Annotated in this window: 18 protein-coding genes; 13 read left to right on the forward strand and 5 right to left on the reverse strand. The window is 45.8% G+C overall.

Features of this window, described 5'->3' with window-relative positions; all coding sequences use genetic code 11:
* Positions 1–6: 6 nt before the first annotated feature.
* Both GPL15_RS03555 and GPL15_RS03560 read right to left on the reverse strand, forming a co-directional pair.
* Entirely contained in the window at positions 7–492 is a 486-nt protein-coding gene (locus GPL15_RS03555) for a hypothetical protein (RefSeq protein ID WP_215696086.1), read from the reverse strand.
* 245 nt (positions 493–737) lie between these two features.
* Entirely contained in the window at positions 738–1,358 is a 621-nt protein-coding gene (locus tag GPL15_RS03560; protein WP_215696089.1) for a helix-turn-helix domain-containing protein, read from the reverse strand.
* 439 nt (positions 1,359–1,797) lie between these two features.
* Here GPL15_RS03560 and GPL15_RS03565 point away from each other — a divergent pair, with 439 nt between their 5' ends.
* Both GPL15_RS03565 and GPL15_RS03570 read left to right on the forward strand, forming a co-directional pair.
* Positions 1,798–3,027, forward strand: a complete 1,230-nt coding sequence (locus GPL15_RS03565; RefSeq protein WP_252198075.1) for a DUF4026 domain-containing protein — start codon at positions 1,798–1,800, stop codon at positions 3,025–3,027.
* 64 nt (positions 3,028–3,091) lie between these two features.
* Positions 3,092–4,300, forward strand: coding sequence for a GNAT family N-acetyltransferase (locus GPL15_RS03570; RefSeq protein WP_215696090.1), 1,209 nt, complete (start codon positions 3,092–3,094; stop codon positions 4,298–4,300).
* Between the two features lie 233 nt (positions 4,301–4,533).
* On the opposite strand, the gene GPL15_RS03575 is transcribed toward GPL15_RS03570, so the two are convergent.
* The gene (locus GPL15_RS03575) at positions 4,534–4,740 is read right to left on the reverse strand and encodes a helix-turn-helix transcriptional regulator (protein WP_215696091.1); all 207 of its coding nucleotides are present in this window, start codon (positions 4,738–4,740) and stop codon (positions 4,534–4,536) included.
* Positions 4,741–4,830: 90 nt separating this feature from the next.
* Here GPL15_RS03575 and GPL15_RS03580 point away from each other — a divergent pair, with 90 nt between their 5' ends.
* Positions 4,831–5,169 (forward strand): hypothetical protein, encoded by a 339-nt coding sequence (locus tag GPL15_RS03580; protein WP_215696092.1) that lies wholly within the window; start codon positions 4,831–4,833, stop codon positions 5,167–5,169.
* Here the strand turns inward: GPL15_RS03580 and GPL15_RS03585 are convergent, their stop codons facing one another.
* Positions 5,170–5,643, reverse strand: coding sequence for an NAD(P)H-dependent oxidoreductase subunit E (locus GPL15_RS03585; protein ID WP_215696093.1), 474 nt, complete (start codon positions 5,641–5,643; stop codon positions 5,170–5,172).
* Between the two features lie 206 nt (positions 5,644–5,849).
* Between GPL15_RS03585 and GPL15_RS03590 the strand changes: the two genes are divergently transcribed.
* From GPL15_RS03590 to GPL15_RS03635, 10 genes are all read left to right on the forward strand, one after another.
* Positions 5,850–6,887 carry a dihydrodipicolinate reductase gene (locus GPL15_RS03590; RefSeq protein ID WP_346344889.1) on the forward strand — a complete coding sequence of 346 codons (1,038 nt, stop codon included), beginning with the start codon at positions 5,850–5,852 and terminating at the stop codon, positions 6,885–6,887.
* Positions 6,888–6,890: 3 nt separating this feature from the next.
* Positions 6,891–7,160 carry a hypothetical protein gene (locus tag GPL15_RS03595; protein WP_215696096.1) on the forward strand — a complete coding sequence of 90 codons (270 nt, stop codon included), beginning with the start codon at positions 6,891–6,893 and terminating at the stop codon, positions 7,158–7,160.
* A gap of 94 nt (positions 7,161–7,254) precedes the next feature.
* Positions 7,255–8,031 (forward strand): peroxide stress protein YaaA, encoded by a 777-nt coding sequence (gene yaaA, locus GPL15_RS03600; RefSeq protein WP_215696097.1) that lies wholly within the window; start codon positions 7,255–7,257, stop codon positions 8,029–8,031.
* Between the two features lie 35 nt (positions 8,032–8,066).
* Positions 8,067–8,528, forward strand: a complete 462-nt coding sequence (gene bcp, locus GPL15_RS03605) for a thioredoxin-dependent thiol peroxidase (RefSeq protein ID WP_215696098.1) — start codon at positions 8,067–8,069, stop codon at positions 8,526–8,528.
* 326 nt (positions 8,529–8,854) lie between these two features.
* Entirely contained in the window at positions 8,855–9,721 is an 867-nt protein-coding gene (locus GPL15_RS03610; protein ID WP_215696099.1) for an MBL fold metallo-hydrolase, read from the forward strand.
* Positions 9,722–9,745: 24 nt separating this feature from the next.
* On the forward strand, positions 9,746–11,008 hold the full coding sequence (locus GPL15_RS03615) for an SLC13 family permease (protein ID WP_215696101.1): 1,263 nt from the start codon (positions 9,746–9,748) through the stop codon (positions 11,006–11,008).
* Positions 11,009–11,139: 131 nt separating this feature from the next.
* The gene (locus tag GPL15_RS03620) at positions 11,140–12,072 is read left to right on the forward strand and encodes a LysR family transcriptional regulator (protein ID WP_215696102.1); all 933 of its coding nucleotides are present in this window, start codon (positions 11,140–11,142) and stop codon (positions 12,070–12,072) included.
* 485 nt (positions 12,073–12,557) lie between these two features.
* Positions 12,558–13,208 carry a peptidylprolyl isomerase gene (locus GPL15_RS03625; protein ID WP_215696103.1) on the forward strand — a complete coding sequence of 217 codons (651 nt, stop codon included), beginning with the start codon at positions 12,558–12,560 and terminating at the stop codon, positions 13,206–13,208.
* A gap of 127 nt (positions 13,209–13,335) precedes the next feature.
* Positions 13,336–13,596: a DUF3795 domain-containing protein gene (locus tag GPL15_RS03630; RefSeq protein WP_215696104.1), complete on the forward strand. Its 261-nt coding sequence runs from the start codon at positions 13,336–13,338 to the stop codon at positions 13,594–13,596.
* A 16-nt stretch (positions 13,597–13,612) separates the two neighbouring features.
* Entirely contained in the window at positions 13,613–13,936 is a 324-nt protein-coding gene (locus GPL15_RS03635) for a TfoX/Sxy family protein (RefSeq protein ID WP_215696105.1), read from the forward strand.
* An 89-nt stretch (positions 13,937–14,025) separates the two neighbouring features.
* Here the strand turns inward: GPL15_RS03635 and GPL15_RS03640 are convergent.
* The coding region (locus GPL15_RS03640; RefSeq protein ID WP_275950454.1) for a ferritin family protein at positions 14,026–14,367 on the reverse strand (342 nt) is incomplete at its 5' end.

Here is a 14,367-nt window from a genome sequence, read left to right on the forward strand (position 1 = left end):
CCTCCCTTATTTCTTCTGGAACTGCTTCAAGAAGAAATCGGTGAATGCCTTTACCTCCTCATCTTGGGAAACATAGACATACAGTTTCTCGTCCTCCAGCCATTCACAGACACCAATCCCGATATAGCCCTTCCTGTCCGGATAAATAATAAATTCGTCCGTGGGGAACTTGTTCTGATATGCCTTCAAAATGTCGCTCCGTCGATAGAAAGTGGCGTCACCGCAGCCCGACAGATCGGGAACAGTAGGAATTACAACAATGGTCTGACTGGCCTCGTTCCAGCCTACGATCAGATTGCCGATCTTGGTTTTGCTGCCGTGGACGATACCGTAATTGAAACGGCTAACGTCTTCCGTGTAGCCAAAAAGAATTTTGTAGTCGTCGCCGTTTTCTACCACTTGATTGAACAGAACACGCATTTTTTTACGGTTGGCATCACTTTTTGCCATATCTACTTGAGGCCCCTTAAACAGATTTCCAAACAGTCCCATGATAAAAATCCTCCTATGCTAATATTTTAGAATGATTTTATGCCTTTGGATCAAAGACACAAACATACTTCACACCAACACCCGCTAACTGCTCTGCCGTTTGTGACCAGTGTGACCGCAAGTATCTTAATTACGAATGCATTTGCGATAGTATTTAAATGGATTATACCTGAACACTTGAAAAAAAGCAAGTCCCCGCGCATAGAAAAACGGCGCACCGTTTGGACGATGCGCCGCATGCTTGTTTATTTGTCTGTGTCGGCCAGAGAGGCCAGATACCGGGAAAGGGCGGTTGCCTGGGCCTGGGCCGTCCGCTCCAATTCCTCTGGGAAGAAGAACGGGAGAGACCGGGCCGCCGAGTTGTAAATCAGGATGACTGAGAGGATCAGATTGCCCAACTCCTTAGGGGTGCATTTTTCCTGAGGAATCTGCCAGAGAGCCAGCACCTGTTCATAAAACTGCGCCTGCCCCTGCTGGTAAGTTTCAAACTCCTCCGGGTTTAAATGCTTATATACCCACATTTCCTCCTCTTGGGTCATCACAAAGTAATGGTGCTGGCGGCTATGTGTGACCATATCCAAAAAATGATGAATCATTTCTTCCAAGCTCATATCTTGGTTTTCCGCGATTTGCTGTACTTCCCGGAGCAAAAGCGTGATCTCGTAGTTGATGATGTGGATCACCAGCTCGGCCAGGGAGGTATAATAGTTTCCGTAAAAGAACGGCTTGGAGATGCCAACCGCTTGGAGGATGTCCTGGAGGGTGGTGCCTTTCAGTCCCCGCTGGGACAGCATTTCCAGCCCCACCGCCAGCAAATCCCGCCTCACCTGCTCCCGTTCTTCCTTGGAATAGCCCTTTTTTGACATAGCTTCACCGCCTTTTTGTTGAGATACCAACAGTTTACCACAGCGGCAGGGAAATGTCATGCGCTCTTTTGGAGAACGCTCCGCCAAATAGCGCGTTTTCCGTGGGAGCGCCTACCGGCAAACAAAGCAGGTGTGGCAATACCTGCGATTTTCGCGCCTTTGACAGACGGCCCCGCCTGTACTTTTGTTGATGCGGCGACGGAGGATATACCCACAGGAGCCATGTTGACGGTAGCGCGTCAACCTCTGGACAAAATGTCCGGCAGTGCGCCGGGACATGCCACCGACAGGACATAAAGGGTTTAAACATACAAATCAAGTGATAAAAGAGATGGGCGGTGGGATTGATTTGCAAAGATTCTGGTTTTATATATTGCAATTTTCCTGTATAATGCAGTTAGAAGTATTCAGTCTAAACCATTAACCAGGAGGAAAACAAATGATTAAGAAAACATCTCAAATGCTGGCGATTCCGGCCCGGGAAGAGGATTTAAAACAACTGGACGATATGATGAACCGGTTGGAAAAGGCGGTTGATTTTAATGTGATATCCACGGATTTTCAGGATGAGACGCTGGAATTGGAAGTGGATTACATAGATGAGATCTATAAGATTCAGGTTTATCCAATTACCTTCCAACTGCCTGAATTCTACCGCTGCCAGCATCTGTTTCCGGATGTGGATATCGAGGCGCTGCAGGAGGCTCAAAATGGTCTGGCAGTGGAAATGGAATTTGGAGATGAGGCGCTGCCCTCTTATCATCTTCAGCTAAAGATCATTCATGCCATGCTGCCGGATGCATTGGCGGTCCTGGATGACAGTTCGGAAAAGATTCTTTCAGGCCATTGGGTTGCCCTGGCGGCTGAATCCGGTGTTCTGCCGGCTCCCCGCTATATTTATACTGCTCAGGCCGTGTCAGGGGAGGATGACTGTGTGTGGCTGCACACCCATGGACTGAACCGCTGCGGCCTTCCGGAATTGGAAGTGCTCAATTCCAATAAGGATACTTACCAGTACCATTACAATGTGCTGGAAACGCTGGCAAACCGTTTGCTGGAATTGGAAGAACCGTTAGAGCCTAAGGAGCCGCTTTACCTCGCCAGACTGACCCAGGATCAGGCGCTTATGATAACATTAGTGGAATGGGAAGAGGCGGTTGCCCTTTATGACATCAATATGCTGGGAGGAACGGTGGATCGGGCCGACGGCCATAATGAAGATACCTGTGCCATTTTTGTTTATTCTTCAGAAGAGGCATTTAACAGGGGAGAATATGAGCCTCTTATGATTTACGATGAACTCCTCCAGGGAAATGCCATCTATATGATATCGAATTCTGAGACGCGCCGCATGAAAGAGCTGGCGGCTGAACGGCTGGGGTATATGGTTGCCGCTTTGGAAAAGGGAAATTGTCATATTCTCGTTAAGCTGGGGCTGACCGTTGACCTTCAGCACCGCACGGAAACGAATCAATATGAGCATATATGGTTTGAACTTCTGAGAGCAGAGGGGGACCGGATATGGGCAAAACTGACCCAGGAACCGTATTATATAGCGGGGCTGCATGAAGGGGATGAGGGATGGTATACCCTGAAGGAGATCACGGATTGGATCATCTTTACGCCTGAGCGGCGGATTACGCCGGATGACGTTTATCTTTTAGGGTGAAAGGAAATGTTCCTGTCTCAACCTGCGGCAAGAAGACCGAATCACAGAAAAAATGGAGAAGAATATGTTACCTAACACAGAATATGAGATACGTTATCTGCGGACAGATGATTTAGAGCAGTATAACTCACTTTTACGTTATGCCTTTCAAATTACGGAACAAGAGCTTTCAATTTATGGATGGCGAGGCGACGAAATTAAGCAGTCGAAATTTCCGATTTTGGAGCGTGCTGATGTATTGGGATGCTTTGACCACGATACGCTTGTTTCTCAAATTGCTGTATACCCATTGAAAATGAATGTTTACAGCGCTGTTTATCCCATTGGATTTGTTACCAGCGTGTGCACTTACCCGGAATATACCGGAAACGGTATTATGAAGCGCCTGATGCTGCAAAGTCTGAAGCATATGCGTCAGAAGAAACAGTCGCTCGCTTTGCTGTTTCCATATTCGATTCCATTGTATCGAAAAATGGGATGGGAGATTATTTCCAATAAAATCACTTATTCCGTGAAAGACCGTCAAATTCCCACAAAAGCGTCCGCACCGGGCTATGTCCGCCGGGTTGACTGGGAGAATGAGGACTTTCGCAATCTGCACGCGCAGTTTTCAGCCGCAACACATGGCTGCCTATTCCGAAATACGCTGGCTTGGGAGGAATATTGGCGTTGGGATGAAGATGATACGGTTGTGGCGGTCTACTACGATGTGAACGGGAAATCCTGCGGTTACATGGTATATCTGATCAAAGATGACATCATGCACATCAAAGAGATGATTTATTTAACCAGAGAAGCCCATGAGGGATTGTGGGAATACATACGGGCACACGATTCTATGATCGATGAAGTCCGGGGAAGTTCTTATTTCAATGACCCGATTGCATTTGAGTTGGAGGACGGAGACATCCGCGAAACCATCCGCCCATACATCATGGGGCGCATCGTGGATCTTGAACAGTTTTTCCAGAAGTATCAGTGTGATCCATCGGCAGATAATGCCTGCATTACGTTTGAAGTGGAGGATAATTTCTTAGCTTGGAACAACAAAAACGTATCCGTCCGCTTTCATAGGGGGGAATGCTTGCTGACAGAAGGCCAGACATATCAGCGGGTAAGGCTCTCAATCGCAACCTTGACTACGATGCTGTTAGGATATAAAACAGCGGCAAAGCTGCACCGGATGGGCAGAATAAAGGCTGATGAGCAGACAATCCATTTGCTGGATGATGTTTTGCTGCATGAAACGCCATATATTTCGGATTATATTTGATGAACACCATATAGAAGTTTATAAGTATTTTGTGTCCGGTTGTATTTTACAGCCGGGCGCATTTTTTTATTTCATGGGAAAGATAACACGCTGTTCATCAGCCATTGGCTTTGGTTTGTTTTCATCCGGTATAATCCAGATATCAGATGAAAGAAAAGCGCAGGACTTGAAAAGCGCTGAGAAATCGGATAATTGCGAAATGGAAAATGAACTGACTCCTTAGGAAAATCAGTTCATTTTTCATCTTTTGTGTATTTTATCACATCCGGGATATCGCATTCCAGGGAATTGCAGATATCATTCAAAGTATTCAGGGTGATGCTGCGGTCATGTTTTAAATTATCCAGAGTGCCGCGGCTCATCTTATACTTGTTGACTAAATCGTAGGTTGTGATCTTCCTGTTTTTCAATGTCTGCCACAGCGGTTCAAATGTTATCATCTACTCACCTCATAAAACTATTTTACGAGGGAAACTTCTGGTTGAATATTCCCAAATGTATGGGTATACTGGTAATAAGAGGAGTAATGTATGAGAAAGGCCGCAGCAGTATTTTTCATTATATTATTTTTGTGTACAGGAATGAGATTATATGAAACAGGCAGCTTGAAACTCCACGAAGCCGCAGAGCAGAAATTTGAGATCAGCAGCAGTTATGTCAGAAGCAGCGGCGGGTATAAGGACACCAGGATTCATGTGGTTTTAATAGAGGAATCGGAAGACAGAGAGAGGCTGTTTCATGAGATAAGGGATTTCCATGATAAAATGAACGGTAAACCGGACCGGCTGGCCATTTATCTTTATGAAAGCAGAGAGAAGCTGGCGGACGGTGAATATCTGGAAATGACTGTATTCACAGGCGATGAATAATCAGGGACGGAAATCCCTGATTATTTTATTGACCATAGCAGGGGTTACCTGGCTGTATAATCTGCCATTTACCAATACGTTGGGACCTTTTGCGCAGTTGTGCATACACTGGCAGGTGTTCAGGAAAAACAGATTGTCTTTTGTAACCTGGCCTTTTGGCACTCCCAGCAGGGATTCAAATGTTTGAAGGACGGATAATGCGTCTTTCGACGTGCACCGTCCATCAGTGCAGACTTTGATTTCATATAAATAGGGCTGTTCTTTTAAGCTGGGGTAGCGTTTGATCACAGCGTCGATATAAGTGGATTTTAAGGCGAGGCGTTCAGAAATCATTTGTTTTACGGATTCCGGAATATAGCCTTTCGCTTCCTGGATTTCGCGCAGCATGGGGAGCAGTTTTTCCGTATTGGGCATATCACAGTCCTTTTCGTAATAGGTGAAAATTTCCTGTAAAATTTCATCCATGTCAGTCATAGTTTCCTTTCCTGTTACACTGATATAATAAAATTATTGTACAGAGGGCGGGAGGAAAAGACAAGGGGGATTTAATGGAAGAATAAAATACTCTGATAATTACCTGGGAAATTGGTAATAATGCTCAATAGACATGATACTCTGTATAAACCTTATTATTAAAACAACAATGAAACTGATTTCATGGAAAGGATGGAGCTGGGATGATGAATCATGAGAAAATCCGTGTGGTACAGTATGGATGCGGAAAGATGGCAAAGTATATTTTGAGATACCTGTATGAGAAGGGGGCTGAGATTGTAGGAGCCATTGACGTCAATCCCGATATTGTGGGAATGGATGCAGGCGATTTTGCCGGACTTGGTTTTAAACTGGGCGTAACCATCAGGGATGATGCGGATGCGGTCCTGGATACATGCGATGCGGAGATCGCTGTTGTCACCTTGTTCAGTTTTATGGGTGATGTATATCCTTATTTTGAAAAATGCGTATCCAGGGGAATTAATGTGGTAACCACCTGTGAAGAAGCGGTCTATCCGTGGACAACCGCTTCTTCCATTACAAATAAGCTGGATCTGCTGGCAAAGAAAAACGGATGCACAATAGCAGGCTCGGGCATGCAGGACATTTATTGGATCAATATGATCGGCTGTGTGGCAGGCGGAGTGCACAGAATCGAGAGAATCGAAGGGGCAGTAAGCTATAATGTGGAAGATTACGGCCTGGCTTTGGCTAAGGCTCACGGAGCTGGTTTGACGCCGGAAGAATTCGAGGCTCAGATCGCGCATCCAGAAACATTGGAACCGTCTTATGTATGGAATTCCAATGAAGCGCTCTGCAATAAAATGGGGTGGACCATCAAATCACAAACCCAGAAATGTGTCCCCTATTTCTATGATACGGATCTCTATTCTTCAACCCTGGGCAAGAATATTCCAAAAGGAAACTGCATCGGAATGAGCGCTGTGGTGACCACAGAAACGTTCCAGGGGCCGGTGATAGAGACGCAGTGTATCGGAAAAGTTTACGGACCGGATGATGGGGATATGTGTGACTGGAAGATCATAGGAGAACCTGATACCACATTTTATGTGACGAAACCGGCTACGGTAGAACATACCTGCGCCACTGTCGTAAACAGGATTCCGACGATCCTTAACGCGCCGGCCGGATACGTTACGGTTGAAAAACTGGAAGATGTGCAGTATATGGCATATCCGATGCATCTGTATCTGGATGATTAAAACATGTTAAAGGCAAGACAGGGTGAAAGAAAGGCCGCAGGGCGGGAACGGTATTTCATGTTCCGGTCCTGCGGCCTGTTTGTGTTGATCCGCTGTCAGTTGAACCAGCCCCACTATGCAGCAACCGGCGAGTATGCAGCAACCGGCGAGTATGCAGCAACCGGCGAGTATGCGGCAACCGGCGAGTATGCGGCAACCGGCACTATGCGGCAACCGGCAAGTATCCGACCCCAGACAGAAAATACTTTTCTATCAATGGCAAATACGGTATAATAACAAAGGGCATGAAAAGGACAGCAGCCATCTGAACTGCTGTGCTGTAAACCATAATAAGGAACATAAGAAATACGGACTGGAGGAGACATTTTTGAAAATTATCATATCCCCCGCAAAAAAGATGAATGTAAAGGATGACAGCCTGGAAATAAGCGGCCTGCCCTGTTATCTGAAGGAGGCCGGGCTTCTGATGGAGTATGTCAGGGGACTGAGCTATGAAGAGGCAAAAAACATTTGGAAATGTAATGATAAAATAGCTGCCCTCAATTATGAACGTTTTGTACATATGGACTTAAAAAAACGGTTGACGCCTGCTGTTTTATCCTATGAGGGGATTCAGTATCAGCATATGGCGCCGGATGTATTCAGCCAGAAAGAGCTGGATTATGTACAGGAACATCTGTATATCCTGTCCGGCTTTTATGGAGCCCTTTCTCCGTTAGAGGGAATTGTGCCGTACCGTCTGGAGATGCAGTCTAAAGTGGATATTTGCACAGAAGAAGGGCATTTTAGGGATCTGTATCGTTTTTGGGGCAGCAGGATTTACCGCAGGGTGACAGAAAACGACCGGGTGATTATCAATCTGGCTTCTAAGGAGTACAGCAAGGCGGTTGAAGCCTTTTTAGAGCCGGAGGACATGTTTATAAACTGTATCTTCGGCTGTATGGAGAAGGATAAAAAGGGCAAGGATAAAATAAAGGTCAAGGGAACCGAGGCTAAAATGGCCCGGGGGGAAATGGTCCGGTTTATGGCGGAACGGGAGATTGAAGAGTTGGAAGAGATTAAGGCGTTCAACCGTTTGGGCTATTCATTTTCGGAAGAACATTCGGACCAGACAAATTTTGTATTCATATCAGAAGGAAAATAAGGCATTGACTGCCGTAAAAAGATAGGAGAGAGATCATGTTAGAAGCAGGAGTAAAAGCGCCGGATTTTGCGTTGAATGACAAGGACGGAAAGCAAATCAGGCTTTCCGATTATCTGGGAAAGAAGGTGGTATTGTATTTTTATCCAAGGGACAATACTCCTGGATGCACCAAAGAGGCCTGTGCATTTGCAGGCGCTTATGAGGGGTTCCGCAGCAAAGATATCGTGGTGATCGGGGTCAGCAAGGACAGCGAAGCGTCTCACAGGAAATTTGCGGAAAAATACAATCTGCCTTTCATCCTGGTATCTGACCCGCAGCTTCAGGCCATACAGGCCTATGATGTATGGCAGGAAAAAAAGCTTTACGGGAAGGTGAGCATGGGAGTTGTGCGCTCCACCTATATCATTGATGAAAATGGAGTGATTGAAAAAGTATATCCTAAAGTGAAACCGGATACCAACGCAGGGGAAATTCTGGATTATCTCGAAAATAAATAGAATGATTTGTGCAAAAAATGCTCCGGCATGAAGCATTAGAATTGAAACAGGATAAAGAAACAGGACTGAAAAAAAGAACATTCCCGCAGGGATATCAGGGGTAGGACGCCTTGATCCCTGTGTGAATGTTTTTATTTTGCGTAAAAGCGGAATCAAATCTGGATCAAACGGCATTTATCTATTACATAATGTAATGAATAAATGAAAAACATGCATTTGAATTATACGTACCTGTCTAATATAATAAACTTATCGATAAGGAATATGCATATCCAAAAAAGATCAAAACAAATTGCCGTCTAAAAAAGGGCAGAATGCGAGGAACTATGGATTTAGAGAAATATAAAAAAAGTTATGAAGAGCTGCAGCAGATGCAGAGAACGAAAAATCTGGATTATTATGCCCATCCGTCCAGGTACTATGTAAAACCGTTCCGGATCATTGGGGACGTTTATTATATCGGGGATCAGAAGGTCTGCTCTCATCTCATCGATACAGGCGACGGTTTGATCGTATTTGACAGCGGATTCCAGCATTCCATTCACCTGATGGTTCAGGCTGTGTGGGAGTGCGGATTTAATCCCAAGGATATTAAGTATATCATCCATTCCCATGAACATTTCGATCACATCGGAGCCGCCAATGATTTCAAGGATCTGTATGGTACGAAACTGGTGATCAGCAAGGCAGGGGCGGATGTATTCAGAAACAGACCGGAACTGGTTTATATGGACGCCTGCCCCTATCCTTATGCATCCATATTTGAGCCGGATGTGGAATTGGAGGACGGACAGGTTTTCACCTTAGGCCATACCTCAATCCGCTGTATACATACGCCGGGACACTCCCTGGGAGTGATGAGTTTCTTTTTCGATACGGAAGAAAACGGACAGGTTTATCATGTGGGGTATTTCGGAGGCGCGGGCTACAATACCCTTTATAAACAGGCGTTGATCCACGATGGCCTGCCGCTGGAATGCCGCCAGCAGTTTCTGGACTCCTTAAAGAAGGTGAGAGGAGAGCAGGTGGATGTGGTTTTGGGAAATCATCCGAGACAGAATGAAACGCTGGAGAAAAGAAAGAGGATGTTGGAAAACCCGGAAGAAAACCCGTTTTTGGATCCAGGGGAGTGGACCGGATTTATTGATACGTTAACGGAACAGTTTAAGGCATTTATAGACGCAGGAAACTAAAAAATTATAACAGGGGGATTTATTATGTCACCAATGATAGTGGCCGCCATCATACTGGCAGCAGTTGTATTTATGTTTTTCAGTCCCAGATTTCCTAATGCGGTAGTGGTTGTGATCGGTACGGTCGCCATGGCGCTGGCCGGATTTTTACCGGTGAAGACTGCATTTAACTATTATACGTCCAGTTCCATCATTCTCATGGTAGGAATGATGATTGTGGGAGGCGGAATGTTCCATACCGGTTTTGCGGGATGGCTTGGCAGGAAGATTGTCAGCATAACGGGAAAAGGGGAAAGGAGCCTGCAGGTTGTGGCAATTGTATCCGGATGGATCATGTCATCCGTGTGCAGCGGCTCCGCATCCCTGATGATTTTATATCCCATTTTTTGCTCCATCTGCCTGGCGGCCGGAATTTCTGTAAACAGGATTCTTCTGCCTTTATTCGCAGGTATCGGAATGGGATCATTTATGACCCTGGCCGGTTCTGGCATGTGTTCTGCGACAGCATCTATTTTAATAGAGAGCGGATACCGGGGATGGGAATTTTTAGAGCCGGCCTGGTACGGGCTGCCCAGGGCTCTGTTTGGAATCGCCGTGTTGTTTTTCCTCATGCACAAATTCCTTCCCACAACTTATGTGGCGCCGGATGAAGCGGAGGCCGCCAAGGCTGAAAATCTGCCGAAAGAATTAAACGGAAAAATGATGGTTTCCTGCGGCATCCTGGTGCTCACCATTGGGGGTATGGTGGTGAATTCCGATCTCTGCCCCATGTATATGTGCGCGGCCATCGGAGGCGTGGCATCCGTACTTTTAGGCTGTCTGAACCAGAAACAGATGTTTGCAAGCATCAACTGGAGCACCGTATTCCTGATCGGCGGTATGACTGCGGTGGCAAAGGGAGTGGAAACCAGCGGGCTTGGAAATGCAATAGCAGAAGGCATAATGGGTCTGGCAGGCAAAAGCGCCTCGCCGTTTATGATCATTGTGGTGATCTACCTGGCAACAGCGCTGATCACCCAGTTCATGTCCAATAATGCAGCGGCTTCTCTGATGGCGCCTATCGGAATCGCCATTGCCCAGTCCATGGGAATTGAACCATATGCGTTTGTTGCGGCTGCGCTGTTCGGAAGCGCAATCGGATGTCTTACGCCTATGGCAACTCCAATTCTGGCATTTATTATGGAAGGCGGGCATTACAGCCCGAAAGAGATATTCAAATGGGGCCTTCTGGAATGTGCGTGCAGCATTGTGGTGGCATTTATCGTGATACCAATCGTCTGGCTGTAAATGAAAAAATGAGTTATAATGGTATTGAGCTATGAGAAAATGAAGCAGTTCAGACGGCTGATCCTCATGAATGGAAAAAAGGTCAGGAAGCACTGGATGAACGGTTATAGTAAATACCGGGAAGGACTCATATGAACAGTAAGGATTACGCATATATCGTGGAAATTGCCAGACAGGGCAGTATATCGAAAGCGGCCGGCCGGCTTTATATCACTCAGCCGGCTCTGAGCCGCTTTTTACAGAGAACAGAAGAGGAATTGGGCACGCCCCTGTTCTATAAGGCGGGAAAACAACTGGTGCCTACCGCAGCCGGAGAGTGTTATTTGGAACATGCGGGGATTATTTTGCAGCAGAATCTGAAAATGCAGGAGGAACTGGACCAGATCATTCATAACAACACGAATGTGATAAAAATAGGCGCATCAGGCAGCCGGGGAGAATTTTTAGCTTCCTGGCTTCTTCCTTTGTTTTACAGGAAATACCCGGAATATCGGACGAAAGTGACATTGAATCGAAAGGAAACGCTGCTGCAGATGTTGGAAAAACATGAGCTGGATGTGATTTTTGTCAATACGGCTGCTGAACCTCTGGAACATATCTGCTGCCATATTGCCAGGGAAGATATGGTTCTGCTGGTCAATGACGGCCATTTCCTTCTCGGGGAAGCGGAGGAAAAAGAGGGCTGCCGTTATCCGTTTGTCAGAGCGGAACGCTGGAAAGACTGCCCATTTATCATACCGGCCGCCAGCATGAACACCGGCCAGTTTATGAGAAATTATCTGAAACATTTAAAATTCAATCCGCCGGTGGTCAGTGAAATTGAGAATCTGGGGCTGATCTTTTCGGCAGTGGAAAATAAAATGGGAATTTCCATCGTGCCGTCCATGCCTCATAAATCCGTGTTCTGCAAACGCCTTCATTACCTGGCCTTAGAGGGGGAAGAAAATGGTATCTGGAATTTTTCTGCGGTGATCAGGCCGGATACGGATGTATCAAATGGAATCCAAAAGCTGATCAATACAGCAAAAGAAGTATATGCGGCCGTCGGACAGGAGAATCTGTAGGGGAATCCTGCTTTCCATTGAAAAAAATTGATCTTTTTATAAAACCACTATATAATAATATCCGGATGAATAAAAACAGCAGAGATCAGGAGGGAGTTGAAAGCTGCTTTCTTTCACCTGTGTGTCACGGCTGGTGGGAGGTTTGTCCCGAATAAAGGGCGTGCAGCGGGCTATGTAACCTGAATTTGAGGCAGATATACCATAAAGCGGGGCATTCAGATGGCGGAAATGAATTTTTAAATACATTTCAGTTAGAAAAATAACCCTGATAGCTTATTTTCATCATCCAGATTTGTGCCGGAGCCACAAATTTAAATCGCAACTGAGGATTTGAAATCCTCAGCGCGTGTCTGTGTAACGCAATATTTTGCGTAGGGCAATATTTTGCGTAGGGCAATATTTTGCGTAGGGCAATATTTTGTGTAGCGCAATATTTTGCGTAACGCAGGTTTTGCATAAAAAACGCTCCGGGATGGAGGATTAACATGAAAAAACATTTATTTTTGGCTGTGCTGGCAGCAGCTACAGTATTATCCGGATGTAAGGGTGCGGAAAAGACAGAGAACACTCCGGAACAGACCCAGACCCAGTCTCAGGCTCAGACTGAAGCGGAGGAAAGCAGCAAAGCCGGTTGGGATGGGGAAAAGCCCCAGGTGAAAATCTATGTAAAGGATTACGGAACGATCACGGTAGAGCTGGAGCCGGAAGCGGCGCCGGTCACGGTTGAGAATTTTGTAAGCCTTGCGAAAGACGGATTCTACGATGGGTTAACATTTCACAGAATTATGAGCGGATTCATGATCCAGGGCGGAGATCCTCTTGGAACCGGAATCGGCGGTTCTGACCGGAATATAAAAGGAGAATTCACTAAAAACGGAGTGGACAACCCATTATCCCATACCAGAGGAGCCATTTCCATGGCGCGTTCCCGGGATATGGACAGCGCCAGTTCCCAGTTCTTTATCGTTCATGAAGACAGCGTTTTCCTGGACGGTGAATATGCCGCTTTCGGCTATGTGACGGAAGGGATGGATGTGGTGGATAAGATCTGCGAATCGGTGAAGGCCGAGGATAATAATGGTACGGTGAAAAAGGAAAACCAGCCGGTTATTGAGAAGATTGAAGTTGTGGAGTAAATGTAAAAGGATAAGAGCAACATGACGCACAGTTGTCATGTTGCTTCTTTTATTATATAGAAGTACCTGGAGAGCGATTGGAAATTTGTTCCGGGATAAAATAACAGGAATTAAGGGGAAGATATCTATGATTGAATCGAGATGTGGAATTTTATGCAGTGAATGCGCTTATCGTGAACAGATGAACTGTAAAGGATGTGTAGGGATTGAGAAACCATTTTGGGGTGAAAGCTGCCCGGTAAAATCATGCTGTGAACCAAAAGGAACGGAACACTGCGGCCAGTGTAAAGAGTTTCCCTGTGATCTGCTGAATCAATTCGCCTATGATAAAGAGCAGGGAGATGATGGAAAGCGCATCAACCAGTGCAGAAGCTGGCTAAAGGAGTAGGATATGGAGGAATTTTATGGCATCGAATTTGGAATTTGTAGAATATGTCTGTGATCAGATCAGCGGAGCCGGTGAAATATCATATAAAAAAATGTTTGGGGAATTCACTGTTTACTGTAATGGAAAAGTGATCGGCCTCATATGTGATAACCAGTTTTTCGTAAAGAAAACTGAGAAAGGCGCGTCTGTCTTACCCGGCTGTGAGGAAGAGGAACCATATAAGGGAGCGAAACCATGTTTGGTAATTGAAAGCGTGGACGACCGGGAATTGATGACAAGATTTATATCGGCAACCTATAAGGAGCTGCCGGAACCGAAACCAAAAAAGAAAAAGAAATAAAAACCAACCGGCAGTGAGGGGGATAGAACCACTGCCGGTTGGTTTTTTAGAGTTTATTTAAGGGTAAAGTGTGGGGGAAGGAGTAAGTATTAGTTGAAATATCTCTTTAACAGGCCTTCAAACGCTTTTCCATGACGGGCTTCATCTCTGGCCATCTCATGTACTGTGTCGTGGATTGCATCCAGGTTAGCGGCTTTTGCGCGTTTCGCCAGGTCAAATTTACCGGCAGTAGCTCCGTTTTCAGCGGCAACTCTCAGCTCCAGGTTCTTCTTGGTGCTGTTTGTCACGCACTCGCCTAATAATTCAGCGAACTTGGAAGCGTGTTCAGCCTCTTCATAAGCGGCTTTTTCATAGTATAAGCCGATTTCAGGATATCCTTCTCTGTGGGCAACTCTTGCCATAGCCAGATACATGCCGACTTCGGAACACTC

Origin of the sequence: Clostridium sp. MCC353, from assembly GCF_018785315.1 — a bacterium.
Classification (GTDB): Bacteria; Bacillota; Clostridia; order Lachnospirales; family Lachnospiraceae; genus CHH4-2.